Genomic DNA, 25,327 nt, shown 5'->3' on the forward strand with positions numbered 1-25,327 from the left:
ACGTTCCGGCAATCCAGGGTCCACCCATGTCCAAAGTCGATCTGGCGCAATTCCACAAGGCGTTCCATGAAGAGAGCCTCGACGGCCTCGACGCCATGGAGCAGGCGCTCCTCGCCCTGGACGAGGGCGCCGACGATCCGGAACTCATCAATGTGGTGTTCCGTGCCGCCCACTCGATCAAGGGCGGCGCGGCCACGTTCGGTTTCACCGACGTGGCCGCCTTCACGCACGTGGCCGAGAACCTGATGGACGAGGTCCGCAGCGGCCGCCGTCCGATGGAAAAGGCCGTGGTGGAACTGCTGTTGCGCTCGGGCGATACCGTGCGCGACATGCTGGCCCTGTCGATGGCCGGCCAACCGGCGGCTACGGCGGAAAGCCAGGCGCTGCTGGCCGAGCTTTCCGCGATGGTGTCCGGCGGCGGCGCCGCCACGCCTGCTGCCGCGAAGGCGGCGGCCCCGGCCGAATCGATCGAAGGCTGGGACATCGCGTTCCGCCCCTTCGATTACCTGCTGAAGACCGGCAACGATCCGGCCCGCATGTTCCGCGAACTCGGCGCCCTGGGCCCGCTTCGCGTCGAGTGCGACGCCGGCAAGCTTCCAGCGCTCGCCGATATGGACGCATCGTCGTCCTATCTCGGCTGGACGCTTCATCTCGACGCGGGCGCCAAGCGCGCCGCGGTCGAAGGCGTTTTCGACTGGGTGGATGGCGATTGCGACCTCACCCTTACGCCGCGCATTGCCGCGCCGGTCGCGGCTGCGCCCGTCGCCGCACCCGCGGCGCCGGCCGCCCCGCGCGCGGTGCGCGACGTGGCCACGAACAGCGAAGCCAGTTCCGTCCGCGTCGGCATCGAGAAGATCGATACGCTGATCAACCTCGTCGGCGAATTGGTCATCACCCAGTCGATGCTCAGCCAGTTCCAGGACGGCGTGGATGCGTCGCAGCTGGAAATGCTCCGCCACGGCCTCGCCCAACTGGGCCGCCACACGCGCGAGCTGCAGGAAAGTGTCATGAGCATCCGCATGCTGCCCATCAGCACGGTGTTCAACCGCTTCCCGCGCCTGGTCCGCGACCTGGCGCAGAAGCTCGACAAGAAGGTGGTGCTCGACCTGCGGGGCGAGACCACCGAACTGGACAAGACCGTGCTCGAGAAGATCGGCGACCCGCTGGTCCATCTCGTGCGCAACGCCATCGATCACGGCCTGGAAGTTCCGGCCAAGCGGCTCGCCGCCGGCAAGGGCGATACGGGCACGCTGCGCATGGAGGCCTTCCATCGCGGTGGATCGATCGTGGTGGAAGTGGCCGATGACGGTGCGGGTCTCAACCGCGATGCCATCGTAGCCAAGGCCGTGCAGCGCGGCATCATCGCGTCGGGTGACGGCATGTCCGACGACGCGGTGGCCGACCTGATCTTCGAGGCCGGCTTCTCCACGGCGGCCGCCACCACCGACCTGTCGGGTCGTGGCGTCGGCATGGACGTGGTCCGCCGCAATGTCATGGATCTGGGCGGCACCGTCGGCATCCGCAGCACGCAGGGCAGCGGCACCACGTTCACCATCACACTGCCGCTCACGCTCGCCATCATCGACGGCCTCACGGCCGCGGTGGGCGAAGAAACCTACATCGTGCCGCTGGTTTCCATCGTGGAATCGGTGCAGGTGAAGCCAGACGCCGTGCGCAGTGTGGTCGGCGGCGGCGAGCTGTTCCGCTTCCGCGACCAGTGGCTGCCGATCGTGCGCCTGTTCGACGTATTCGGCTGCGATGGCCGCCGTCGCGCCATCGACGAGGGCATCGTCATCGTGGTGGAAGGCGAGGGCACCCGCATCGGCCTGTTCGTGGACGAACTGATCGGCCAGCAGCAGGCGGTGGTGAAGTCGCTGGAGGCTAACTACCGGCGTGTGGTGGGCATTTCCGGCGCCACCATCCTGGCCGACGGTTCGGTGGCGCTGATCGCCGACGTGACCGGCCTGGTGCGCATGCAGGGGCGTCGCAAGGCGGCCTGATAAGGCTCGCGGCAAGGTTGCCCGCTGCCGCGGGATCGCCGGCATAGCCGGCTCCCACAGGGGTCTTCCCACAGGAGTCCTCACCAAGCACTGAGGTTTCCTCACAAGCATGCGAGCTTTGTGTGGGAGCCGCTTCAGCGGCGATGGGTGCTTGCGGCAAGGTTGCCTGCTGCCTTGGGATCGCCGGCATAGCCGGCTCCCAGAAGGCCCCCGTAACCGCATCCTCCCAGGCTGCCGTGGCCAGCCTCTATTGGGCCGTTGCGGTGCCGGAAAGGCCCGTCCGGGGCGCATCGAATTCCCCCTCAAGTCCCCGCGGCCGCGGCCGATACCCCTTGAGAAGGGGTCCCGAACCGCCGATCCGATCCGCCGTGGGAACGACATGAACGAGCAAGCCAACACCGCCAGCACCGCGTCCGACGAGGCCGCGCAGTACCTCACCGTCAACCTCGGGAACGAGGAATACGGCGTCGATATCCTCGCCGTCCGTGAAATCCGCGGCTGGACGCCCGTCACACGCATCCCCCAGGCGCCGTCCTACGTCCTGGGCGTGCTGAACCTCCGCGGTGCCATCGTTCCCGTGCTGGACCTGCGTCTGCGCTTCGGGCTGGCCCGCGAGGAATACACCGCCACCACCGTATGCGTGATCGTCATGGTCGCCGGCCGCCAGTTCGGTGTGGTGGTGGATGCCGTGTCGGACGTGGTCGATGTCTCGCCGGGCGGCGTCCGTCCCGTGCCCGACATGGGTACCACCGTCGATACCGAATACCTGAAGGGCCTTACCTCCGTCGGCGAGCGCATGGTGCTGCTCCTCGACGTGGACCGCCTGCTCCAGCCGCAGGACGCCCAGATGCTGGAGGCCGCGCTGGCCTCCTCGGATGTGAAAGCCGTCGCGTGAGCCGCCAACGCCCAGGGGAGGGCATCGGCCCTTCCGGGCGCGACCGGTTCGCCCTTGCCGCACCTTTGCCGATTGGAATCGTGATGAAGAAGTTCAAGTTCAAGATGCCCGCCCTGACCGTCCGAGGCCGCCTCTACGGAGTGCTTGGCCTGCTCACGCTCATGCTCTTCGGCGGTGCCGCCGTCGGTCTCGGTGCCATGCATTTCCAGAACGAAGGTTTGCGCCAGGTGTACGAGGAAGAACTCGTACCGTCGGAAATGCTCACGCGCATCAACTCGCAATCGCTCATGTCGTTCGTCGTCCTTGGCGAGGCCGCGGCGAAGGTGGGAAGCCCCGACCAGGTGAAGCAGAAGGTCGCGGAGTTCCAGAAATACCAGGAAGACATGGGCGCGACGAAGGCGGCGTTCCTGAAGGTGCCGATGTCCGCCGACGTCAAGAAGCTCTACGACAAATGGCAGGCGACCAACGAGGATTACGACCAGGCGAAGACCGACATGGTCGATGCCCTGAACCAGGGCGACCAGGGCGCTTCCGACATTCTCGAGCTGCAAGTGCGGCCGCTGCTGATGGATCGCCAGAGCCAGCTCGGCAAGCTCATCGAAGCCAAGCGCGAGGAAGCCGAATCGATCTTCAACAGGGAAACCGCGCAGTACAAGACCATCCGCGCGCTGTGCATCGCCGCTCTTGCGATCGGCCTCATCATCAGCTTGTTCATCGCCGTGCTCGTGGTGCGCTCGATCCTGCGCACGCTGGCGCAGACGGTTTCCGTCGCCCACCTCATCGCCGAGGGCAAGCTCGGTCATGACGTGCAGGTGACCCGCAACGACGAACTCGGTCAGCTGCAGGCTGCCTTCCGCGCCATGGACGAGCGCCTGAGCAGCATTGTCTCGGAAGTGCGCCACGGCGCCGGCTCGGTCAGCACGGCCGCGCAGCAGATTTCGCGCGGCAACGACGACCTCTCGCAGCGCACGCAGGAACAGGCTTCCAGCCTCGAGGAAACCGCCTCGTCGATGGAGGAAATGACCTCCACGGTGAAGCAGAACGCCGAGAACGCCAGCCACGCGAACCAGCTGGCCCGCGGTGCACGCGAGCAGGCCGAGAAGGGCGGCGAAGTGGTCGCCCAGACGGTCGTGGCCATGCGCGAGATCAATTCGTCCAGCAAGAAGATTTCCGACATCGTCAGCCTCATCGACGAAATCGCCTTCCAGACCAACCTGCTGGCGCTCAACGCCGCGGTGGAAGCAGCGCGTGCCGGGGAGCAGGGCCGCGGCTTCGCGGTGGTGGCCACGGAGGTGCGTAACCTCGCCGGCCGGTCCGCCAATGCCGCGAAAGAGATCAAAGGCCTCATCAACGACAGCGCCGACAAGGTGCGCACGGGCTCCGAACTCGTCGACCAGTCCGGCAAGGCGCTGGCCGAGATCGTGGAGAGCGTGAAAAAGGTCACCGACATCGTCGCCGAGATCGCCGCCGCCAGCTCGGAGCAGTCGGCCGGCATCGACCAGGTGAACCACGCCGTGCTGCAGATGGACGAGATGACCCAGCAGAACGCCGCCCTGGTCGAGGAGTCGGCCGCTGCCGCGCGTGCGATGCACGAGCAGGCCACCGAACTGAGCCGTCAGGTCGCGTTCTTCCAGATCACGGGCAACGCGTCTGCCACGCCGGCCTCGAAGGCCAAGCGCAAGGACGCCGCGCAGGAAGAGATGGAAACCGTGTTCGCGGCCGTGCGCAGCGCGCCGGCCCCGCGTGCCCAGCGTCAGGCGGAGTCCGCCGACGCCGGTGTGTGGAAGGAGTTCTGATCCATGAATGCGCTCGTCGACAGCGGTGATGCCGTCGGCCCGACGGGCGCGGCGGGGCCGACCCTGGGGGAGGCCGAGTTCGCCTTCCTGCGTGATTTCGTGCTCCAGCATTGCGGCATCTCGCTGGGCGAGCACAAGCGGCAACTGGTGCAGGGAAGGCTCCTGCGCCGGTTGAGGGCGCTCGCGCTTCCTGGCTTCGCGGCCTATTGCGACCTGCTGAGGCGCGATCCCGAATCCGAACTGGGTGAGTTGGCCAGCTGCATCAGCACGAACGTCACTTCGTTCTTCCGCGAGATGCACCACTACGACATGCTCGTGGACGAGCTGCTGCCGCGCTGGCTGGAAGAGAAGCGCGGCGGTGGCCGGCTGCGCATCTGGTCGGCCGGCTGCTCCACCGGCGAAGAGCCCTACGCCATCGCCATGGTGCTGGCCGAGGCGCTGGAGCGTACGCGCGCCGACGTGGACGCGAAAATCCTCGCCACCGACCTTTCGCCGCAGGCCTTGGCCGCGGCGCGCAAGGGCGTGTATCCGGTCGATCGCCTGGGTGGGGTGAGCGACGAACGGCGCAAGCGCTGGTTCCTGCGCGGCGAGGGCAGCTACGACGGCTATGCCCAGATCCATCCGCGCCTGCGCGAACTGGTAACGATCCAGCCGCTCAACCTCTTGCACGAATGGCCCATGCAGGGTCGTTTCGATGCGATCTTCTGCCGCAACGTGGTCATTTATTTCGACAAGCCCACGAAGCAGCGCCTCTTTGCCCGTTACGCCGGCATGCTGGAAAGCCGCGGCTATCTGTTCCTCGGTCATTCGGAATCCATGTACGGGCTGTCCGAAGACTTCGACCTGATCGGCCGCACGGTCTACCGGAAGCGCACATGAGCGATGCGTACGTCCTGCAACCGCGAACCTTCGCCGGCTTCGATCCGAAGAGCGTGCTGCCCGGTTTCGAGCACGTGCGCCGCTTCTGGGATCCGGCTCAGGAAGTGGTTACGGTGAAGATCCTGCCCGGCGAGTTCTACGTGAGCGTGCAGGAAGAAATGATTTCGACGGTGCTGGGTTCGTGTGTGTCGGCGTGCGTGCGCGACGCCCGCCGCCGTATCGGCGGCATGAACCACTTCATGTTGCCCGAGCCCACTGGCGAGCGCGACGGGTGGAGTTCCACCGTGGGCCGCGCGGCGCGCTATGGCAACGACGCCATGGAACAGCTGATCAACGCCATCCTCAAGGCCGGCGGCAAGCGCGACGACCTCGAGGTGAAGATCTTCGGCGGCGGCCGCGTGCTGGCCACCATGACCGACATCGGCCAGCGCAACATCGCTTTCGTGCAGCGTTACATCGCCACGGAAAAGCTGAAGCTCTGCGCGGCCGACGTGGGCGATATCTACCCGCGCCAGGTGCAGTTCTTTCCGGTCAGCGGCAAGGTGCGCGTGCGCCAGATGCGCTCCATGCACGACCACAGCCTGGCCGATCGCGAGAAGCGATACCTCAAGCGATTGGCAGATGATCCGATAAAGGGAGAGGTGGAACTTTTCTGACGCCTCCGTCGGGAGTTCACCTCGTTACCGTATCCGGTCGGTCCGCCGACAGGGACGTCAAGTCACCCGAGTTGCCAGAACCCATGCAGAAAGTACGCGTTCTTATCGTCGACGATTCGGCCCTGGTGCGTAAGGTGCTGACCGCCATGCTCGAGTCCGATCCGGGCATCGAGGTGGTGGGCACCGCCGCGGACCCGCTGATCGCGCGCGACAAGATCAAGCAGCTCAATCCGGATGTCCTCACGCTCGACGTGGAGATGCCGCGGATGGATGGACTGACCTTCCTCGACAATCTCATGCGCCTGCGGCCGATGCCGGTGGTGATGGTGTCTACGCTGACCGAAAAGGGCGCCGACGTCACGCTTCGCGCGCTGGAACTGGGTGCGGTGGATTTCTTCACCAAACCGTCCGCGGATCTGGCCAACACCTTCATGGAGCACGCGCCGGAAATCTGCGCCAAGGTGCGCCTTGCCGCAGGTGCCAAGCCGCGGGAACGGGCCACGGTTACCCGGCTCGACGTGGCGCCGCGGCTTTCCGCCGACGCGGTGCTGCCGCGGGCACAGACCGCCGGCACACGCGGGGGCACGCGGATTATCGCCATCGGTGCGTCCACCGGCGGTACCGAGGCCATCCGTGTGGTGCTCGAATCCATGCCGCCCACGGCACCGCCCATCGTCATCACCCAACATATTCCCGCCGCCTTCAGCGGTCCGTTCGCCGCCCGCATGGATTCCTGCTCGGCCATGCGCGTGTGCGAAGCGCGCGACGGGCAGCCGATCCAGCCTGGCCACGCCTACATCGCGCCCGGCAGCCAGCATCTCCTGGTGATGTGGGACGGCGCGCGCCATGTCTGCCGACTCCACGACGGCCCGCCCGTGAACCGGCACAAGCCTTCCGTGGACGTGCTGTTCCGTTCCATGGCCGCCAGCGTCGGCGCCGCCACCATCGGCTGCCTGCTTACAGGCATGGGCGACGACGGCGCGCGCGGTCTCGGCGAACTGAAAGAAGCCGGTGCTCCCACGCTCGTCCAGGACGAGGCCAGCTCCGTCGTATGGGGCATGCCCGGCGCCGCCTGGAAGGCTGGGGCCGCCGGTGAAATGCTTCCGCTGGATGCCATCGCGGCGCGCCTGCTTGCGCTAGCCAACACCCCCGTGCCCGCCGCTGCCCGCGTCGGCACCTGATTATCGAGACGTCATCATGCTGATCCCCAAAAACGAACGCATCGTCGGCTTCGCTGCCAGCGCCATCGCGCTGGTGCTGGTGCTGGTGTTCCACTCGGCCTGGGTCGCCCCGGTCGTCGTGGCCCTGCTGACGGCGACCTGGATCGCGATCAGCCTGCGTCCTGCGCCGTTGCCCGAAGTGGAAGTGGTCGTCAACTCCACGACCAGCGACGAAGCGTCGGTGCGTGAGGCCATGGAAGACGTTCGCAGCGCGATCGTCGACGAGCTGGGACATGCCAGCCGCGAACTCAACCAGGCGCTCGACCTGCTTCGCGATGCCGTCGCCGAACTCGGCGGAGGCTTCAACGGCCTGTCGCACAAGACCGGCAAGCAGCAGAAGCTGCTGAGCGAGATCATCGAGGCCGGTGGCAAGGGCATTTCGGTTCAGGACTTCGCGGACCGCACCGCCAGCCTGCTGGAGCACTTCGTCGGCCTGATCGTGCAGCTCTCCCGCGAAAGCCTGCGCATCGTGTACCGCATCGACGGCATGGCGAAGGAAATGGATGCCGTGTTCGCACTCCTGAAGAACGTGAACACCATCGCCGAGGAAACCAACCTCCTGGCCCTCAACGCCGCGATCGAAGCGGCGCGAGCCGGCGAATCCGGCCGTGGCTTCGCGGTGGTGGCGGGCGAGATCCGCAACCTGGCCCAGCACAGCAACCAGTTCAACGAGAAGATCGGCACGCACGTGGAGCGCTCGCGCACCGCCATGGAGCAACTGCGCGAACTGGTCGGCCACATGGCTTCGCAGGACATGAACGTGGCGCTCTCCACCAAGGGCGGCATCGACGAGATGATGGCGACGATTACCGAATCGAACGCGCGTACCAGCGCGGCGGCGGATGAGGCGGCATCCATCAACCGCGGCCTGGGCAACGACGTGTCCACGACCATCCGGTCGCTGCAGTTCGAGGACATCCTGAGCCAGTTGCTGCACCAGACCCGTTCGCGTCTGGTCGAGCTTCAGGAAATCACCGCCGACTGCACGCGCGATATCGAAGAGCTGGCCTGCGTGCCCGCCGAGGCATCCGAACTGGGTGCCCGCGCCCAGCGCGTGCGCTCCCGTCTGGCCGAGCAGCGCGAGCGTGCCCGCCTGCGCTCGCGTGGTCCCGCCCTGCAGCAGTCGATGGCTGCCGGCGACATCGACCTGTTCTGAGGAAAACGTCCATGCCCATCAACGTCCACCACGATTCCGAGCAGGGTTGCCTCACGCTGCATCTGGGCGACCGCTTCGATTTCTCCATCCATCGCGCCTTCCACGATGCCTGCCTCGGTGACATTCCCCCGGCGCGCAGCTACGTGCTCGACCTCGAGCAGGTCGTGGGCATGGATAGTTCCGCGCTCGGCATGCTGATGCTGCTGCGCGAGCATGCCGGCGGCGACCGCGCGGAAATTCGCATCGTCAACGCCAGCGCCGACTTGCGCAACACCCTGCGCATCGCCGGCTTCGACAAGCTCTTCACCGTGCACTGATACGGCATTTCGACCGATACGGTTTCACGGAACGCCCCGGATTGTCGGGGCGTTTTTTTGTGCGGCGTCATCAGACTTCATGCGATGTCCCCGCACACGTGACACATCCTCGACATTCTGCCGAAACGGCATGTAGTCGGGGATTAATTGCCGGTTCCGCGTAACGCGAAACGCACTTGCCGCGTCTCATGAAGCCGTGGATGTGACTTGGGTCACATCCGAGGATTCGGCTCCCAGTGGCAGGGGGCTTTGCCCAGAGGGCATCGTCGGAGGAGTGTTCATCATGAGCGAACAGCAGTTCGGAAGAATCCTTACGCGCACGTTGCTTGCAACATGCATCGCTGCCGCGGCCGTGTCGGTTACGGCATGCAGTGGTCACGGATCCACCCGCTCGGGTGGCGGTTCGGGCGGCACGGTCCAGCCGGGTGGAGCCGGCGATACCGGCGGCGGGGGCGGAGCGGGCACCGGCACGGGCGGTACCGGCGGCACGGGCGGAGGTACCGGTGGCACCGGAGGTACGGGCGGTTCAGGTGGCACGGGTGGTAACGGAGGCGGTGGCACGGGTGGCGGCGACAACGGCGGGGGCGACAACGGCGGCGGAGGCACCGGCGGTGGTACGCCCGCGCCCAGCAACGCCGTGGGAGCCGTGACCACCGGTGCCGGCAACATCATCTCCGCCGTCGGCGGCGCGGTGTCCGGCGTGGGCGCGCAGCTGCCGGCCACGACGGTACTTGGCGGCACGAGCGGTCTCGCCGAAGGCGCAGGCAGTGCCGTCGACGGTCTGGGCAACGCCATCACGACGCTTGGCGACGGCATCAGTGACGGGCTCGGTCAAACGGGCAACATCGCCAACCCTGTGGGCACGACCACGGACAGCCTTGGCAACGTGGTGACGCAGGTTGGCGGGGCGGTGAACGATCTGGGTGGCGGAGTCAGCACGGTGGGTGCGGGAACGCCGATCACGCCCATCACGGCTGCCGTGGGAACGACCGTGTCGCTCGTAGGCAGCGGCGTGGAACAGATCGGCGCACGGCTCGACGGCGCCTTGGAATCCTCCGCCGCCGACAGCTTGACCCAGGCCGTAAGCGACGTCGTCTCGCCTCTGGCAGGCGCGCTCGGTGACAGCGCCTCGCCCATCGCGTCCGGCAACCTGGTGGCTGCTGCGGGCAACGCGGCAGGTAGCCTTGCGGGTGGCGGCAGCGCGGCGGTTGCCGGTCTCGGCGCCAACATTGCCGGTGCCTCGGTGCCGGGTGGGGCGGGCAATCTCACGGCGTCGCTGGGTACGACGGTGCAGAACGCGGGCAACGCGCTTGCCCCGTTGAGCACGGGCCTTCACAGCGGCCTTGGTAGCGCCGGGCCGGGTGCGGGAGATACCGTCGGTACCACCCTCGCCGGTGCGACGACGACCGTGGCAGCGCTCGGCAGCACCGTGACGGCGGTGGGATCCGGGCCTCTGGCACCGCTTTCACCGTTGACGTCCGCCGTGGGCAATACCGTGAGCGGCATCGGCAACGGCGCGACGGCGGCCGTCGGATCGGGTGGGGCACTGTCGGGCGTGACCGGCGCCGCCAGCACCGTGGTGAACGGCGTGGCCGGGGCTACCGGTACCGGCGGTACGGCCGGCAGCGGTGGCGCTGGTGGTGTGGCCGGTGTCGTTTCCGGCGTGACCAACACGGTGGGCGGCGTCGTCGGCGGGCTGGTCGGCGGCATCACGGGCGGCGCGACCGAAGCGGACAACCGGCCACTCAAGGGCCTGCTCGGTTCGCCCCGCTAAGGCGGCCAAGGCGAGGGCGGCGCATGCGCGCCGCCCTCACGATATCCGCGCCACCCCAAGGAGAGTTCATGAATCGATGGCTCGGTTGCCTTCTGGGCATGACCGTCGTGTGTTCCACCCCGGCGCAGGTTCGTGCGCCAGCCAACCCGCTACAGACCCTTCCCCGTACCGAGACTCCCCGGCAGGCACCGTCGGTGACGGTGCACGTCAAGGCGCCGAACCCCGCGCTGGAAGCGCTGCTGTCTACCCACCTGACACCTTCTCGCTTCGATGTGGTGGGAGTGAAGTCCATTCCCTTCGCCGATGTCGCGGCGATCTTCGCGCCCATGCGAGGCAAGGATTCCACGGTTCGCGACCTGGTTGCCGCGGCCGATCGCGTCACCGCCCTGTACAAGGCCCGCGGCTACGCGTTGTCGTTTGCGTTCGTGCCTAACCAGACGCTCGCCGGCGGCGTGGTGAAGATCCAGGTGGTGGAAGGCTACGTCGCCGACGTAGCGCTGCGCGGCGATGCGGGAAACCTCGAACCGCGCATCAAGGCGATGGCGGCACACATCGTCGGCGAACGTCCGTTGCGCCAGGACACGTTCGAGCGTTACACCCAACTGCTTGGGACGCTGCCCGGCCTCAAGGTGGCAGCGAACGTGCCCCCACCCACGACGACGGACGGCGCCACGCGGTTGGATCTCGACGTATCGCGGCAGCGCTACGACATGAGTTACGGCCTCGATTTCAATCATCCGGGAACGCAGGGCGTATTTTCCCTTATCGAGAACGGCGCCTCGCCGCTGGGCGAACAGTTGAGCGTGTCGACTCTGTATCCCAATGGCGCAGGGCAGCGCTTCTACTCCGCGGCCTATGTGCAGCCCATCGGTTCGCGTGGTTGGCAGGGCAAGGTGGATGCCAGCCGTTACTGGGGACAGCCGGACACCGACGAGCAGTTGCCGTCGTATCTCGAGCACAGGCTCGAGCAGGATCGCCTGGCATTGTCGGCGGTGTATCCGCTGGTACTCGCCAACACGCGCAGGGTGAACCTGGCGATGGGCGTCTATGCGTCCCGCCAGGACGACAGGTACAGGAACGTGGATACCGGGGCGACGATCGCGTTGCGCTCCAGTGTGCGCGTGCTCAACGCGGAACTGTCTTCGCTGAGCGTGGAGGCGGGGCGCACGCTCCAGTTCGCCTTCGCCGTGGCACATGGCTTCGCCGGACTGGGCGCGTACTCGCGCACCGTGAGCAACGTGGGCGCCGCCGGCATCGCGATGCCCGATGTGGCGTTCACGCGGTACACGGCAAACGCAAGCTGGTCGCGGCAGTGGGCGCACAAGCTCGGAACGGTGCTGCGGGCCACCGGCCAATACAGCCACGATGCCTTGCCGTCGACGGAACAGATCAACTTCGGCGGACAGAATTTCGCGCTGGCGTACGATCCCGGCGACGCGGCGGGGGACAGTGGCTGGGCGGCCTCGGCGGAACTGAATCGGGCCTTCGCTCCGGGCGCGGGATGGATCGACTCGGTGGCGCCTTACGTTGCCTATCAGGCGGCCAGGGTTTATCTGAACGGTGCGCGGCCGTTCATCGACCGGCTCGATTCGGCGGTGGTCGGCATACGTGCTTCGGACAAGAAGCATTATGCGATCGACTTCGCGCTGGCCTGGCCGACGGCCGACAAGCCGCCCGAGAACAAGGATCGCGACATTCGCTGGAACCTCACGTTCAGTTACAAGCTCATGTGACCCCTCCTTCACGGGCTCGGCGGCAACATCTTGCGACCGCAAGCGCCGAGCCCCGTCATGCCCCTGTCCCTGGTCCCCCCGCCGATCCGCTTCGACGAGTCCCTGGAGCATGTGGAGGCCGACGAGGCCGAAACGGCGGAGCAGCTGATCGAGACGCTCACGCGGATCAACCAGACCACCCTGGAACACGAGAAGCACGCCCATCGCTCGGTGCACGCGAAGAGTCATGCGTTGCTGACCGGCGAGTTGATCGTGCCGGGCGACTTGCCGCGGGAACTGGCGCAGGGGTTGTTCGCGCGCGAAGGGACTTATCAACTGGTGATGCGCTTGTCCACGGTCCCGGGCGACCTGCTCGACGACAGCGTGTCGACGCCGCGCGGCATGGCCCTGAAAATCATCGGCGTGGAGGGCGAGCGGCTGCCCGGCAGCGACGGCGACCTCACGCAGGACTTCGTGCTGGTGAACGGGCCGGTTTTCTCCGCGCCCAACGCGAAGCGCTTTTCGGCGTCACTGAAACTGGTGGCCGCGACGACGGATCGTGCGGAAGGCGCGAAGAAGGCTCTGTCGGCCGTGCTCCGCGGCACGGAGCGGGTCATCGAAGCGTTCGGCGGCAAGAGTGCGACGCTCCTCAGTCTTGGCGGACAACCCGAAACGCATCCGCTCGGCGACACCTATTACAGCCAGGCACCCATCCGCTTCGGCGAGTATGTGGTCAAGGTTTCGGTGGCACCGCGATCGCCGAACCTCACGGCGCTCACCGATGCCGAACTCAACGTCAACGGCAAACCGAACGGATTGCGCGAAGCGATGGTGAACCATTTCGCGGAGCAGAGCGGCGAGTGGGACCTGCGCGTGCAGTTCTGCACGGACCTGGACACGATGCCGATCGAGGACGCCTCGGTGCGCTGGCCGGAGGAGAAAAGCCCCTACATCGACGTTGCCCGCATCGTCGTACCGCCGCAGCCCGCGTGGAATGCCGCGCGCCGCGCCGCCATCGATGACGGCATGGCCTTCAGCCCCTGGCACGGCCTGGCGGCGCATCGACCGCTCGGATCGGTGATGCGCGCACGCCGTGTGGCCTACAAGGTGATGGCGAAGTTTCGCGCGCACCACAATGGCGTGACGATCCGCGAACCGCAATCGATAGACGAACTGGGCTTGGGGTAGGGGCGCACGCTCCTACCACCCCATGTAATGCCCGCCGTTGATGGCGAGGTTGGAGCCTGTGATCCAGCTGGAATCCTCGGAGGTGAGGAACGCAACGGCGTGCGCGATCTCCTCGGGCCTGCCGAGGCGGCCGACCGGGATCTGGGCGATGATCTTCGCGCGGATGTCCTCGGGGACGGCCATGACCAGATCGGTGCCGACGTAACCGGGCGACACGGTGTTCACCGTGATGCCGAAACGCGCGTTCTCCTGCGCCAGCGAGATGGTGAAGCCATGCACGCCGGCTTTCGCCGCGGCGTAGTTGGCCTGGCCGTACTGGCCCTTCTGGCCGTTGATCGAGCTGATCTGGACGATTCGGCCCCACTGCCGGGAGCGCATGCCCTCGATCACCGGACGGGTGACGTTGAAGCAGGCGTTGAGGTTGGTGTTCACCACCTCGGTCCACTGTTGGTAGTCCATCTTGTGGAAGGTGGTGTCGCGGGTGATGCCGGCGTTGTTCACCAGGATTTCGACGGGCCCGGCCAGGTCTTCCACCGCACGCACCATCGCCTCCGCCGAGACGGGGTCGGAGACGTCGCCCGGCACCATCACGACGTCGATGCCGTCGCGGATCATGTCTTCGCGCCATGCAGCCGCCCGGGGTTCGTCGCGGAAATTGGTGGCGACCCGGTGGCCCTGACGGGCAAGGTAGCGCACGATCGCCGTTCCGATGCCGCCCGTGCCGCCGGTCACCAGTGCCGTTCGCTGCGTCATGCCTTGCTTCATCCTCGCGCAATCCCGTGGTGGCCCGTCGCCGGGCAAACGATTCTTATAGCGTCGCCGTGGCGCCAAGACTACTGCGGCGAAGCGACGCAGGCGCGAACCCGAGCAGCGCGTCACGAAGGAGCCCATCGGGCGTGGTCGCGGCGGACCTCACCGCCACCCCCAACTGGCCGAGTGCCGCGCGCAGGGCAGGAAGGGGATCGCGGGCGTCGACAGGCAGGGCGGCCGTGGATTTCGAGAGCTTCCGCCCCTCGCCGTCGAGCACCAGCGGGAGGTGGAGGTATCCCGGGGTCGGCCATCCGAGCAGGTGCTGCAGGTGGATCTGCCTGGCGGTGGACTCGAGCAGGTCGGCCCCCCTCACGACGTGGGTGACGCCCTGGTCGGCGTCGTCGACCACGCAGGCCAGCTGGTAGGACCAGAGCCCTTCCACGCGCCGGATGACGAAGTCTCCCGCTGCCTCGCGCAGGTTCTCGGCCTGGGGGCCTTGCAGGTCGTCGATCCAGCGGATGGTGAGATCCGGTGTGAGGAGGCGCCATGCGGGCGGGCGGGCGGAATCGGGCGGCGCCACGCAGATGCCGTCGCGGTGGAAGCCGCCCGCGGCGGCCAGGTCGGTACGGCTGCACCAGCACGGGAAGAGCCGGCCCTCGTCCCGCAGGCGCTGGAACGCCGCGGCGTAAAGGGGTTGCCGCTGCGACTGGTAGACCGGCGGCGCGTCCGCCGACAAGCCGAAGGCGTCCAGGGTAGCCAGGATGGACGCCGCCGATCCGGGAACCTCCCGTGGCGGGTCGATGTCTTCGATGCGCACGAGCCATTCGCCTCCGGCGTGCCGCGCCACAAGCCAGCTTCCCACCGCGGCCACGAGGGATCCGAAGTGGAGGGCGCCGGTGGGCGAGGGCGCGAAACGTCCGCGGTAGCGTGGCTTGGTCGTCATGGGAGGAATTGAGACGTTTCTCATGCTTGCTGAAGCCGGAGGCGGACAAGTGTAGGCGAAGCCTTCGGCGCGGAGCCGCGCGGAACCTGCGCCCGCGCCCGGTAAGGGCTTCCGGCATTGAATCGTCAGCCCTTCGCCCCGAAAACTTGCACCAGGCGGCGCCATCGCCAGCCGCCATGAGAGAGACAGATCATGTTCAAACGCATTGCCCTGTTCGTCGCCACCAACCTTGCCGTCATCCTCCTGCTGACCTGCGTCTGCCACGTTCTCGGCATCGACCAGTGGGCCGCGCAGCGCGGCATGGGGATCGGGGGCCTCATCGTTTTCGCCTCGGTCTTCGGCATGGGCGGCGCCTTCATATCGCTGGTCATCTCGAAGTGGACCGCGAAGATGTCCACCGGCGCCAAGGTGATCACCGAGCCGCGCAACGAGTCCGAGCGCTGGCTGCTTGAGACCGTGCGACGCCATGCCGAGAAGGCGGGCATCGGCATGCCGGAGGTGGCCGTCTACGACGCGCCCGAGATGAACGCCTTCGCCACCGGCATGTCGCGCAACAACGCCCTGGTGGCGGTCAGCACGGGTCTGCTCCAGCAGATGGACAGGGAGCAGGTTTCCGCCGTGCTGGGCCATGAGATCGGCCACGTCGCCAACGGCGACATGGTCACCCTGACCCTGATCCAGGGCGTGCTCAACACGCTGGTGATCGTCCTGGCCCGTATCGTGGGCCGGGTGGTGGACAGCTGGCTGAGTGGCGGCCGCGAGCGCGACGGCGAGGGTGGCATCGGCTATTTCGTCGTGGTGATGGTGTTGCAGATCGTGTTCGGCCTGTTCGCCTCGATGATTGTCATGTGGTTCTCGCGCTGGCGCGAGTTCCGCGCCGATGCTGCGGGCGCCCAGCTGGCCGGCCGGGGCTCCATGATCTCGGCCCTGCAGCGCCTGTCCGGCAACCACGGCGACACGTCGCTGCCGCAGTCGATCCAGGCGTTCGGCATTTCCGGGCACCTGGCCTCCGGCGTGAAGCGCCTCTTCATGAGCCACCCGCCCATCGAAGAGCGCATCGCCGCCCTGCAGGCCGCGCGCTAACCCCGCGCGTCAAGCGAGAGGGGGCCTTTTTTCGGCCCCCTCCTATCCCCATACTCCCGTGCCTGTCCCACCCCTGAAGGAACGGCACCGTGAGCCAGGAAACCCGTAAGTTCGAAGCCGAGGTCGCCCAGGTACTCCACCTGGTGACCCATTCCCTCTACTCGCACAAGGAAATTTTCCTGCGCGAGCTGATCTCCAACGCCTCCGACGCCTGCGACAAGCTGCGTTTCGAAGCGCTGGCCGATCCCTCCCTGACCGACGGCGATGCGGATCTGCGCATCCAGGTCACGTGGGATCCGGAGGCGCGGACCATCAGCGTGCGCGACAACGGCATCGGCATGAGCCGGGAGGAAGTGGTCGCCAACATCGGCACCATCGCCAGCTCCGGGACGCGCCGCTACCTCGAGGCGCTTTCCGGCGAACAGAAGGCCGACGCCCGCCTTATCGGCCAGTTTGGCGTGGGCTTCTATTCGGCCTTCGTCGTCGCCGACAAGGTCACCGTGATCACCCGCCGGGCCGGTCAGCCCGCCGTGGCCGGCGTACGCTGGGAAAGCGACGGCAAGGGCGAATACACGCTGGAAGACACCAACGTCAGCGAGCGCGGCACCACGGTGGTGCTGCACCTGAAGGCCGACGAAGACGAGTTCCTCAAGCCGTGGACGCTGCGCGGCGCCATCACGAAGTACTCCGATCACGTGGCATTCCCGATCCGCATGCCCGCCGAAAAGGACGGCAAGCCGGATCCCACGGAGTGGACCACGGTCAATTCCGCATCGGCACTGTGGTCTCGCGCCAAGAGCGAGATCACCGACGAGGAATACCAGAACTTCTACAAGGCGCTGGGCCACGATTTCAACGACGCGCTGGCCTGGACGCACAACCGCGTCGAGGGCAACCAGAGCTTCACGACCTTGCTCTACGTGCCCGAGCAGCCTCCGTTCGACCTGATGATGGGCGGCCGTGACGAGCGCAAGGGCCTGAAGCTCTACATCAAGCGCGTCTTCATCATGGACGCCGCCGAAGAGCTGCTGCCGAACTACCTGCGCTTCGTGCGTGGCGTGGTGGATGCCGACGACCTGCCGCTGAACGTCAGCCGCGAAATCCTCCAGCACAACCGCCAACTGGAGCAGATCAAGGCGCGCTGCGTGAAGGGCGTGCTCGACCTGCTCGAGCGCATTGCACGCGACGAGCCGGAAAAGTTCGCGACCTTCCTCACCGGTTTCGGCAACACGCTGAAGGAAGGCATCGTCGAGGACACCGCCAATCGCGAGCGCATCGCCAAGCTTCTGCGCTTCGCCTCCACGAAGGGCGACGGCCCGGCGAAAACGGTCTCGCTCGACGACTATATCGGCCGCATGGCGGTGGGACAGGACACCATCTGGTACGTCACGGCCGACAGCTACGCCGCGGCCGCGGGCAGCCCGCAACTGGAAGCGCTGAAGGCCAAGGACATCGAAGTGCTGCTGATGTCCGACCGGGTGGACGAGTGGATGCTCGGTTACCTCACCGAATACGGCGGCAAGCGGTTGCGTAACGTCGCCAAGGGCGAATTCCCGCTGGACGAGGCCGACAAGGCGAAGCAGGAAGCGGCTGCCGAGGCGGCGAAGCCGCTGCTCGAGCGCACGAAGACGTTGCTCGGCGACCGCGTCAAGGAGGTTCGCGTTTCGGCGCGCCTCACCGACTCGCCGTCGTGCCTGGCGCTGGCCGACTTCGATCTGGCGCCGCATCTCGCCCGCCTGCTGCGTGAGGCAGGGCAGGACGTGCCGGATGCGAAGCCGGTGCTCGAACTCAACCCGGACCACGCACTGGTGAAACGTCTGGCGAACGAGACGGACGACGCGAAGGCGGCAGACCTGGCCGGCCTGCTGTTCGAACAGGCGGAAATCACCGCGGGCGCGCAACTGGCCGATCCGGCCGGGTTCGTGCAGCGGATGAACCGGGTGCTGCTGGGCTGAAGCACAAGGCGCTGGGTTCCCGCCTTCGCGGGAACGACGGTATGAGGCACCCGGTGCGTCCACCGTCGCCCCTGCGAAGGCAGGGCCCAGCGCCTTCTGCCCCCCAATGGGCGCGTGACGCTTCGTTACGCACGCTGCTATCGTCCTCGCAATGTCCGCGCTGCTCATCCTCTTCCTCTGCCTTGCCCTCGGCATTCTTTGCCGCCGTTACGCATCCCTTCCGGAAGGCATCGTTCCCGGAATCAACTGGTGGGTGCTGAACATCGCGCTGCCGGCGCTGGTGCTGGCGCTGGTACCACACGTGACGATCGATGCACGCCTGTGGTTTCCGGTAGCGGGCATGTATGTGACCTTCCTTGGCGCGTGGGCACTGTTCGCCGTCCTGGGCAAGGTGCTCGGATGGCCGCCACGGCGCATCGGCTGTCTCACGCTGGTCTGCGGCCTGGGCAACACGTCCTTCATGGGCTATCCGCTGGTAGAAGCGCTCCACGGAAAGCCCGGCCTTTCCGTGGCCGTGATCGCCGATCAACTGGGATGCTTTCCCATGCTCGCGGCCGGAGGCATCGTGGTGGCGTCCCTCTATTCGGGGCGGGGCGCGAGCGCCTCGACCATTGTGCGACGGCTCCTCACGTTTCCCGCTTTCATCGCCTTGTTGGTGGGTGTCGCCATCGGCCTGGCCGGCGGTCTGCCGGAGGCCCTCGAAAAGCCGCTGTTGCAGATCGGCCAGACACTCACGCCGCTGGCGCTCTTCTCGGTGGGGCTGCAGTTTCGCCTGCACTTGCGCCGCGAGCAGATGGGCGCGCTGGTGGCCGGGCTGGGCTGGAAGCTGCTCCTGGCGCCGCTGCTGGTGCTGGGGCTGGGCGTGGCGGCCGGCGTGTCGGGCCTGACGCTCACGGTGGGCGTGCTCCAAGCGGCCATGGCGCCCATGATCTCGGCGGCCATCCTCGCGGATCAATACGAACTCGAACCGCAGCTCGCCAATACCGTCCTCGGTGCGGGCATCCTGCTGTCGCTCGTGACGATTCCCGTAGGCAACCTGTTCCTGCCTGCCGGTTAGGGACGCTCAGGACACGTCATGACGTTCGCGATACCGTGTTCGGGGCTTCCCAGCCTTGGTATCCCCTGTGCCGACCTTATCCTTCATGCCATGACCGATGCATCGAACAACCCCGGCGTCCGTGCCGACGTATGGCTTTGGGCCGCCCGTTTCTTCAAGACCCGCAGCCTCGCGAAGCAGGCGATCGACGGCGGCAAGGTGGAGTTGAACGCCGCTGCCTGCAAACCGGCCAAGCCGGTGCACGTGGGCGATACGCTGCGGATCACGCGCGGCGAAGAGCGAATCGCCTGCATGGTGGTGGCGCTGTCGGAAAAACGCGGGCCGGCGCCGGAAGCGCAGAAGCTCTACAGTGAAACCGAAGAAAGCGCGGCCGAGCGCCAGCGTCGCCGCGAGGATCGCCGCCTTACGGGCGGGGCGCTGCTGCGTCCGGATACGCGGCCGGATAAACGCGACCGCCGGTTGATCCAGGACTTGAAGAAGACCTTGTAGGGTCCCTTTGTGTGGCCGCTTGCTGTGGGAGCCGGCTATGCCGGCGATACCGCGGCAGCGGGCACCTTGTCGCGAGCACCCATCGCCGCTGAAGCGGCTCCCACAGGATTGCGGTCAGCGAAGCATCTTCCGCAGCTTGTACAGCTGCTCCAGGGCCTCGCGCGGCGCCAGATCGTCGGGGTCGAGAGCACGCAACGCTTCTTCCACCGGCGACGGCAGCGGTGGTGCGAACAGGCCCATCTGTGGCGCGGCCGTTGGCGGTGCTGCCACTGCGGCCGTCACTTCGTGACCTTGTTCCAGCGCCGACAGGTAACGACGCGCATCGGCGATCACGCTCTTCGGCAAGCCGGCCAGGGCGGCGACCTGCAAACCGAAACTGCGGTTCGCGGGGCCATCCTTCACTGTGTGCATGAAGACCAGCTGGTCGCCGTACTCCACGGCGTCGAGATGCACGTTCGCGATGGTGCGGAACTCGCCCGCGAGCTCGGTCAGTTCGAAGTAGTGCGTGGCGAAAAGCGTGAACGCACAGCTCGTGGCGGCAAGGTGCACCGCGGCGGCGCGCGCCAGCGACAAGCCGTCGTAGGTGCTCGTGCCGCGACCCACCTCGTCCATGAGCACCAGGCTGCAATCCGTGGCGTTGTGCAGGATGTTGGCCGTTTCGCTCATCTCGACCATGAAGGTGGACTGGCCCCGCGAGAGGTCGTCCCCTGCACCGATGCGGGTGAAGATGCGATCGATCGGCCCGATGGTGGCGGAGGAGGCCGGCACGTAGCTGCCGATATGCGCCAGCAGGACGATCAGCGCGTTCTGCCGCATGTAGGTGGACTTACCGCCCATGTTCGGGCCGGTGATCACCAGCATCCGTCGGCCCTTGTCCAGCGCGAGGTCGTTCGGTTCGAAGGGTTCGTCGCGAACCTTCTCGACCACAGGATGGCGCCCGCGCTCGATGTGGATGCCCGGTACGTCGGTGAGCTGGGGCGCCGTCCAGTCCAGCGCTTCCGCACGGTCGGCCAGGTTCGCCAGCACGTCGAGTTCGGCCATGGCAGCCGCAGCGACCTTCAGTTCCGGCAGGCGCTCGATCAGTTTGTCCAGCAGCAGTTCGTACAGTGCGCGCTCGCGCATCAGCGAACGTTCCTTGGCGGAGAGCACCTTGTCTTCGAACTGCTTCAACTCTTCCGTGATGTAACGCTCGGCGTTCTTCGTTGTCTGCCGGCGCGTGTAGTGCTGCGGGGCCTTGTCGGCCTGGGCCTTGGTGATCTCGATGTAATAGCCGTGCACGCGGTTATAGCCGACCTTGAGCGTGGGAATGCCACTCGCGGCTTTCTCGCGTTCCTCCATGTCGACCAGGAACTGGTCCGCGTTCGTGGACAGGCGGCGCAGTTCATCCAATTCGTCGTCGTAGCCTTCGGCGAGCACGCCCCCGTCGCGGAGCAGCACGGGCGGCTGCGGAACGATGGCGGCGGCAAGCAGTGCCGCGGTTTCCGCGTGATCGCCGATGCGCTCCACGAGCGCATGGATCAGCGGGCTGTCGAGGCCGTCGATGTCCTGGCGCAGGCCCGGCGCGGCGGCCAGGCCGTCGCGCAGCGTGGAGAGGTCGCGCGGCCGTGCCGAGCGCAAGGCCACGCGTGCAAGGATGCGCTCCAGGTCGCCCACACCGCGCAGTCGCTCGCGCAGGCTCACATGGCGGCGCGCATCGATCAGGCTGCCGATCGCCTGGTGGCGCCCGCGCAACACCTGGCGATCGCGCAACGGCCGGTTCAGCCAGCGGCGCAGCAGGCGCGCGCCCATCGGCGTCACCGTTTCGTCGAGCACGCCAAGCAAGGTGTTCTCGACGTTGCCGCTCTGGTGCGTGTCGATCTCCAGGTTACGCCGCGTCGAAGCGTCCATCGCGATCGTCTCGCCCGCGTTCTCCACGGCGAGGCCGGTGAGATGGGGCAGGGCGCTTTTCTGGGTTTCTTCCACGTAGCCGAGCAGACAGCCGGCCGCGGCGATGGCCAGGGGCATGCCGTCCACGCCGAATCCCAAGAGGTCGCGCGTCTTGAAGAAGCGGCACAGCTCGCGAGTGGCGGCGTCGCCGTCGAAATGCCACGGCTGGCGCTTCCGCAGGCCGGGCAGCGACGAAACGAGTTTGGGCCAGGCCACGTCTTCCCCGACCAGGGTTTCCGCCGGCTGCAATCGCGCCAGTTCGGCGGCCAGCCCTTCGGCCGTGCTCACTTCGGTAAGGAGGAAGCGACCGGTGGAGAGATCGACCCAGGCCAGGCCATAGCCCTTCGGACCGGCCGCGATGGAAAGCAGCAGGTTGTCGCGGCGCTCTTCCATCAGTGCCGCGTCGGTCACCGTGCCGGGGGTGACGATGCGCACCACCTCACGCTTGACGGGACCTTTCGACGTGGCCGGATCGCCGATCTGCTCGCATAGCGCTACCGATTCGCCCAGCTTCACCAGGCGGGCCAGGTAGTTCTCCACCGCGTGGTACGGAACGCCCGCCATCGGGATCGGCGCCCCGGCGGACTGGCCGCGCTGGGTCAGCGTGATGTCGAGCAGGCGGGCGGCTTTGCGCGCGTCGTCATAGAACAACTCGTAGAAGTCGCCCATGCGGAAGAACAGAAGGATGTCCGGGTGCTCCGCCTTTGCCGCCAGGTACTGGCGCATGAAGGGCGTATGCCCCGCGGCGGCCGAGATGTCTTCTGCCAAAGCCATGATTTTCCGTGGGTTCCATGCCGAAGGCGTGCCACCCGCGGCACGCCGGTCGGACATGATAGCGGATGGGTCGGGCATCGCGCTGAAGGCCCCGCGGCCGGGACGCGATCAGTGCACGTTTTTTTCTCACGGAAGGCTGCTACCGTCCCGCAAGAGGGGATCCGGACCGATTCACAACCAGGAGTTCCAATGCTTGGCAGGCGAATGGATAGGGCGCGGGCGAGCGCCCGGGTGCGATGGCTGGCCGCGATGGCCGTGGGCTTGGCATTCACGGCAGGTGCCGCGGCGCAGGACGCCGGCTCGCACGACTACGACACGCAGGACGCGCGGCTGAACGCCGTCTACAAGAAGCTTTCGGGATCGCTCGACGACGCGGGCCGTAAGGCCCTGCGCGAGGAGGAGCGACAGTGGATCGCAGGTCGTGACAAGGTGTGTGGCGTCAAGCCCGGCACGATCGTCAAGAACGCTTGCACCACGACCCAGACCAGCTTTCGGGCCGACGAACTGGAGAAGCGTGTGCGAGGGGCGGGAGCCAGGCAAACGGGCGAGCCGGCAGTCGCGGGCGACTGGGGGTATCGGAGCGATTGCAATCTCGGACATGCGGTAGAGCTGCACATTCCGGAAGGTGCAGCGCCTGAAGGCACATGGGCGGACGGCACCCGGTCCATGGGGAGCTCGGGCCGCTTCAAGGGCGAATGGCGCGACGGCAAGCTCTACATGCGCTTTTGCGCCGAGGAAGCCGAGCGCGGCGGTTATCCCGTGTGCCCCGCTTTCGGGGACGTGAACGGATACGTCACGCCGGAAGGCAAACGGCTGGCCTGGTACCGGGCCGACGAGAAATACGTCTCGCTGGAACGCGTGGCGAAAGGCGGCAAGGCGCCGCTGGACACGACGTGCAAGGACGAGATGTAACAGCGCCCATCAACCAGGAGTTACAGCATGCCAGGATTGACTGATAACGAAGCACGTGCACTTTCCTATTTCGCCATCGGCGTGAGTTCGGAAGGCGGCGATGTGGCCTACCGGCTGAGTTTCGCGGGCAACATCCGCAACGACGCCCAGGGCCACCCCCGGATGGATCCCATCGGCAACAGTGGGTTCTCTATCGGCACGCTCCAGACCGACTTGGGGCAACATCCCGAAGTCGCGACAGAGCTGACCGACGCCTATCAGGCGTGGGCACGCACCGAGCACCCGGACTGGGCGCTTACCCCAGTGCAACGGACCCAGACGATCGCCGATCTAGGGCGCACCGGTCACCAGATCGAAGCCCAGCACGGCCGGCCGCTCGATGCCACGGTGAAGTCGCACCTAGACGCCTTCATGGCGAGTGAGGCGGGCGTGGATTTTGTGCACCGGCACGACACCGCGCAGGTGAACAAGCTGATGACGAACGCCATTGCGCCGTTGCAGCAGACCGATCTCTACCGACATGCGTCGGAAGCGGATCAGGCCCGCCTCATTACCATGACGGCCAAGCTCTATAACCAGAGCGAAACCTACGGAAATCGCCTTATCGGCGAACTCCAGCACGGACAGCACCACAGCGTGGACGATGTGCGGCACTCCATCGACCGCTATCCGAATTACGTGACCGACGGTCGCGATCACGCGTTGGCCGGCGCGGCCTTGTTCAACGACATGCGTGCCACCGGGCCCGATCATCCGCTGCGGCCAGCATGGGACAACGTGGTAAGCAATCCGCTGGTGAATCCGACCCAGCTTGGCAACGATCCCACGCATCCCAACCTGCCACACGAGTACGCCGCCATTCGCGATGCATTCACGGACCCGGCGCACTCGCGAGCGATGGTGCAGGCCTTGGGACAGGGCGGCTCCTATGCGCAGACGTCAAATCACCGAGGGTTCTATGCCGAAGGGCGCGACCTCGTCACCTGGGACCGTTCCGGGCACGGCGCGGCCCTCGTCAACGGACAGTGGCAGTCGGTGAACAGCCGCGACGTATCTACCCACGTCAACGCCGATCGCACGCTGGATGTAAACGTGCGCCGCAACGGTGTCGACGAGCGTCTTCTTCATGTGACGCATCCGGGGCACGTGCGGGCCCATGCGCCGAATCACGCCACCGGCGACCACGTGCAGCGGCCGGGCACGCTGCGGGAACACGATCACGCGCCCGCGGTGGGTGACTTGCAACGCCAGCTGGCGCAGCTTGGCTACAACGGAGCCGATGGCCGGCCGCTGCGTCCCGACAACGACTTCGGTGCAAATACAACCGCGGCATTGAAAGCCTTTCAGCGCGATCACGGCCTCGGCGACGACGGCATTGCGGGAGCCAAGACCATGGCGGCATTGAATCAGGCCTCGCAACGGCCGGCCACGGAACTCGACAGTCCCTCCCATCCTGGCAACGCCATGTATCGTCAGGCACTGGAAGGCGTACACGCCGTGGATGCGCAGCAGGGACGTACGCCGGACCAGCTGAGCAGCAACCTGGCCGCCTCGCTGGCGGTGGCCGCCCAAGCACAGGGGCTATCGCGTGTGGACCACGTGGTGCTCAGTGACGATGCACGCCGCGCCTATGCCGTACAGGGTGAACTGAACTCCCCGTTCAAGCAGATCGCGGAAGTGGACGTGGGCCAGTCGGTGGGTAAGACCATGGCGCAGAGCAGTGCAGAGTGGCAGCAGGCCCCGGCGCAAACGCAGCAGCCGGCGCCTTCGCATACGCAACAGCAGCAACAACAACCCGAGATGCATCGCTGATCCGTCGAGGGAGCGCATCGTCGTGCGCTCCCT

Annotated in this window: 20 protein-coding genes; 17 read left to right on the forward strand and 3 right to left on the reverse strand. The window is 66.6% G+C overall.

The genetic code is table 11. From position 1 onward, the window contains the following. Positions 1 to 26 precede the first annotated feature (26 nt). The 11 genes from FHS47_RS02865 (at position 27) to FHS47_RS02915 (ending at position 13,593) form a co-directional block, all read left to right on the forward strand. Positions 27 to 2,000, forward strand: coding sequence for a chemotaxis protein CheA (locus FHS47_RS02865; RefSeq protein WP_167022689.1), 1,974 nt, complete (start codon positions 27 to 29; stop codon positions 1,998 to 2,000). A 379-nt stretch (positions 2,001 to 2,379) separates the two neighbouring features. Then, a complete protein-coding gene (locus FHS47_RS02870) occupies positions 2,380 to 2,895 on the forward strand; it encodes a chemotaxis protein CheW (RefSeq protein ID WP_167022692.1) in 516 nt (171 codons plus the stop codon). Between the two features lie 83 nt (positions 2,896 to 2,978). Continuing rightward, positions 2,979 to 4,691 carry a methyl-accepting chemotaxis protein gene (locus tag FHS47_RS02875; protein ID WP_167022695.1) on the forward strand — a complete coding sequence of 571 codons (1,713 nt, stop codon included), beginning with the start codon at positions 2,979 to 2,981 and terminating at the stop codon, positions 4,689 to 4,691. A gap of 3 nt (positions 4,692 to 4,694) precedes the next feature. Beyond that, positions 4,695 to 5,570 (forward strand): protein-glutamate O-methyltransferase CheR, encoded by an 876-nt coding sequence (locus FHS47_RS02880; protein WP_167022698.1) that lies wholly within the window; start codon positions 4,695 to 4,697, stop codon positions 5,568 to 5,570. Then, the gene (gene cheD / locus FHS47_RS02885) at positions 5,567 to 6,226 is read left to right on the forward strand and encodes a chemoreceptor glutamine deamidase CheD (protein ID WP_167022701.1); all 660 of its coding nucleotides are present in this window, start codon (positions 5,567 to 5,569) and stop codon (positions 6,224 to 6,226) included. The genes FHS47_RS02880 and cheD overlap by 4 nt, the downstream gene beginning before the upstream one ends. Before the next feature lie 83 nt (positions 6,227 to 6,309). Continuing rightward, the gene (locus FHS47_RS02890; protein WP_167022706.1) at positions 6,310 to 7,407 is read left to right on the forward strand and encodes a chemotaxis response regulator protein-glutamate methylesterase; all 1,098 of its coding nucleotides are present in this window, start codon (positions 6,310 to 6,312) and stop codon (positions 7,405 to 7,407) included. Positions 7,408 to 7,423: 16 nt separating this feature from the next. Then, the gene (locus FHS47_RS02895) at positions 7,424 to 8,602 is read left to right on the forward strand and encodes a methyl-accepting chemotaxis protein (RefSeq protein ID WP_167022709.1); all 1,179 of its coding nucleotides are present in this window, start codon (positions 7,424 to 7,426) and stop codon (positions 8,600 to 8,602) included. An 11-nt stretch (positions 8,603 to 8,613) separates the two neighbouring features. Beyond that, positions 8,614 to 8,919 (forward strand): STAS domain-containing protein, encoded by a 306-nt coding sequence (locus tag FHS47_RS02900; RefSeq protein ID WP_193569959.1) that lies wholly within the window; start codon positions 8,614 to 8,616, stop codon positions 8,917 to 8,919. A gap of 283 nt (positions 8,920 to 9,202) precedes the next feature. Beyond that, positions 9,203 to 10,693, forward strand: coding sequence for a collagen-like triple helix repeat-containing protein (locus FHS47_RS19875; RefSeq protein WP_167022712.1), 1,491 nt, complete (start codon positions 9,203 to 9,205; stop codon positions 10,691 to 10,693). 68 nt (positions 10,694 to 10,761) lie between these two features. Next, complete coding sequence (locus FHS47_RS02910) at positions 10,762 to 12,426, forward strand: ShlB/FhaC/HecB family hemolysin secretion/activation protein (protein WP_167022715.1); 1,665 nt, start codon at positions 10,762 to 10,764, stop codon at positions 12,424 to 12,426. A 57-nt stretch (positions 12,427 to 12,483) separates the two neighbouring features. Next, positions 12,484 to 13,593 carry a catalase family protein gene (locus tag FHS47_RS02915; RefSeq protein ID WP_167022718.1) on the forward strand — a complete coding sequence of 370 codons (1,110 nt, stop codon included), beginning with the start codon at positions 12,484 to 12,486 and terminating at the stop codon, positions 13,591 to 13,593. Between the two features lie 12 nt (positions 13,594 to 13,605). Here the strand turns inward: FHS47_RS02915 and phbB are convergent, their stop codons facing one another. After that, positions 13,606 to 14,346: an acetoacetyl-CoA reductase gene (phbB, locus tag FHS47_RS02920; protein WP_167022720.1), complete on the reverse strand. Its 741-nt coding sequence runs from the start codon at positions 14,344 to 14,346 to the stop codon at positions 13,606 to 13,608. A gap of 55 nt (positions 14,347 to 14,401) precedes the next feature. Then, positions 14,402 to 15,286 (reverse strand): tRNA glutamyl-Q(34) synthetase GluQRS, encoded by an 885-nt coding sequence (gluQRS, locus tag FHS47_RS02925; RefSeq protein WP_167022722.1) that lies wholly within the window; start codon positions 15,284 to 15,286, stop codon positions 14,402 to 14,404. Positions 15,287 to 15,478: 192 nt separating this feature from the next. Here gluQRS and htpX point away from each other — a divergent pair, with 192 nt between their 5' ends. The 4 genes from htpX (at position 15,479) to FHS47_RS02945 (ending at position 19,870) form a co-directional block, all read left to right on the forward strand. Then, on the forward strand, positions 15,479 to 16,369 hold the full coding sequence (gene htpX, locus FHS47_RS02930; RefSeq protein ID WP_167022725.1) for a protease HtpX: 891 nt from the start codon (positions 15,479 to 15,481) through the stop codon (positions 16,367 to 16,369). Between the two features lie 89 nt (positions 16,370 to 16,458). Next, positions 16,459 to 18,324, forward strand: coding sequence for a molecular chaperone HtpG (gene htpG, locus FHS47_RS02935; RefSeq protein ID WP_167022728.1), 1,866 nt, complete (start codon positions 16,459 to 16,461; stop codon positions 18,322 to 18,324). Between the two features lie 151 nt (positions 18,325 to 18,475). Next, on the forward strand, positions 18,476 to 19,381 hold the full coding sequence (locus FHS47_RS02940; RefSeq protein WP_208381757.1) for an AEC family transporter: 906 nt from the start codon (positions 18,476 to 18,478) through the stop codon (positions 19,379 to 19,381). An 18-nt stretch (positions 19,382 to 19,399) separates the two neighbouring features. Next, a complete protein-coding gene (locus FHS47_RS02945) occupies positions 19,400 to 19,870 on the forward strand; it encodes a S4 domain-containing protein (RefSeq protein ID WP_208381758.1) in 471 nt (156 codons plus the stop codon). A gap of 114 nt (positions 19,871 to 19,984) precedes the next feature. Here the strand turns inward: FHS47_RS02945 and mutS are convergent, their stop codons facing one another. Further along, positions 19,985 to 22,570 carry a DNA mismatch repair protein MutS gene (gene mutS / locus FHS47_RS02950; protein WP_208381759.1) on the reverse strand — a complete coding sequence of 862 codons (2,586 nt, stop codon included), beginning with the start codon at positions 22,568 to 22,570 and terminating at the stop codon, positions 19,985 to 19,987. 249 nt (positions 22,571 to 22,819) lie between these two features. Between mutS and FHS47_RS02955 the strand changes: the two genes are divergently transcribed. After that, complete coding sequence (locus FHS47_RS02955; RefSeq protein WP_167022731.1) at positions 22,820 to 23,482, forward strand: lysozyme inhibitor LprI family protein; 663 nt, start codon at positions 22,820 to 22,822, stop codon at positions 23,480 to 23,482. A 27-nt stretch (positions 23,483 to 23,509) separates the two neighbouring features. Next, positions 23,510 to 25,294: a peptidoglycan-binding domain-containing protein gene (locus FHS47_RS02960; protein WP_167022734.1), complete on the forward strand. Its 1,785-nt coding sequence runs from the start codon at positions 23,510 to 23,512 to the stop codon at positions 25,292 to 25,294. Positions 25,295 to 25,327: the final 33 nt, after the last annotated feature.

Origin of the sequence: Luteibacter sp. SG786 (genome assembly GCF_011759605.1) — a bacterium.
Taxonomy (GTDB): domain Bacteria; phylum Pseudomonadota; class Gammaproteobacteria; order Xanthomonadales; family Rhodanobacteraceae; genus Luteibacter.

Bases quoted from the DNA above. Each gene is read 5' to 3' on its own strand.
- mutS (WP_208381759.1), bottom strand. From the start codon at position 22,570: ATGGCTTTGGCAGAAGACATCTCGGCCGCCGCGGGGCATACGCCCTTC.
- FHS47_RS02865 (WP_167022689.1), top strand. From the start codon at position 27: ATGTCCAAAGTCGATCTGGCGCAATTCCACAAGGCGTTCCATGAAGAG.
- FHS47_RS02915 (WP_167022718.1), top strand. From the start codon at position 12,484: ATGCCCCTGTCCCTGGTCCCCCCGCCGATCCGCTTCGACGAGTCCCTG.
- FHS47_RS02895 (WP_167022709.1), top strand. From the start codon at position 7,424: ATGCTGATCCCCAAAAACGAACGCATCGTCGGCTTCGCTGCCAGCGCC.
- FHS47_RS02870 (WP_167022692.1), top strand. From the start codon at position 2,380: ATGAACGAGCAAGCCAACACCGCCAGCACCGCGTCCGACGAGGCCGCG.
- FHS47_RS02900 (WP_193569959.1), top strand. From the start codon at position 8,614: ATGCCCATCAACGTCCACCACGATTCCGAGCAGGGTTGCCTCACGCTG.
- FHS47_RS02945 (WP_208381758.1), top strand. From the start codon at position 19,400: ATGACGTTCGCGATACCGTGTTCGGGGCTTCCCAGCCTTGGTATCCCC.
- FHS47_RS02940 (WP_208381757.1), top strand. From the start codon at position 18,476: ATGTCCGCGCTGCTCATCCTCTTCCTCTGCCTTGCCCTCGGCATTCTT.
- FHS47_RS02960 (WP_167022734.1), top strand. From the start codon at position 23,510: ATGCCAGGATTGACTGATAACGAAGCACGTGCACTTTCCTATTTCGCC.
- cheD (WP_167022701.1), top strand. From the start codon at position 5,567: ATGAGCGATGCGTACGTCCTGCAACCGCGAACCTTCGCCGGCTTCGAT.
- htpX (WP_167022725.1), top strand. From the start codon at position 15,479: ATGTTCAAACGCATTGCCCTGTTCGTCGCCACCAACCTTGCCGTCATC.
- FHS47_RS02875 (WP_167022695.1), top strand. From the start codon at position 2,979: ATGAAGAAGTTCAAGTTCAAGATGCCCGCCCTGACCGTCCGAGGCCGC.
- FHS47_RS19875 (WP_167022712.1), top strand. From the start codon at position 9,203: ATGAGCGAACAGCAGTTCGGAAGAATCCTTACGCGCACGTTGCTTGCA.
- phbB (WP_167022720.1), bottom strand. From the start codon at position 14,346: ATGACGCAGCGAACGGCACTGGTGACCGGCGGCACGGGCGGCATCGGA.
- FHS47_RS02955 (WP_167022731.1), top strand. From the start codon at position 22,820: ATGGCCGTGGGCTTGGCATTCACGGCAGGTGCCGCGGCGCAGGACGCC.
- FHS47_RS02910 (WP_167022715.1), top strand. From the start codon at position 10,762: ATGAATCGATGGCTCGGTTGCCTTCTGGGCATGACCGTCGTGTGTTCC.
- gluQRS (WP_167022722.1), bottom strand. From the start codon at position 15,286: ATGACGACCAAGCCACGCTACCGCGGACGTTTCGCGCCCTCGCCCACC.
- FHS47_RS02880 (WP_167022698.1), top strand. From the start codon at position 4,695: ATGAATGCGCTCGTCGACAGCGGTGATGCCGTCGGCCCGACGGGCGCG.
- FHS47_RS02890 (WP_167022706.1), top strand. From the start codon at position 6,310: ATGCAGAAAGTACGCGTTCTTATCGTCGACGATTCGGCCCTGGTGCGT.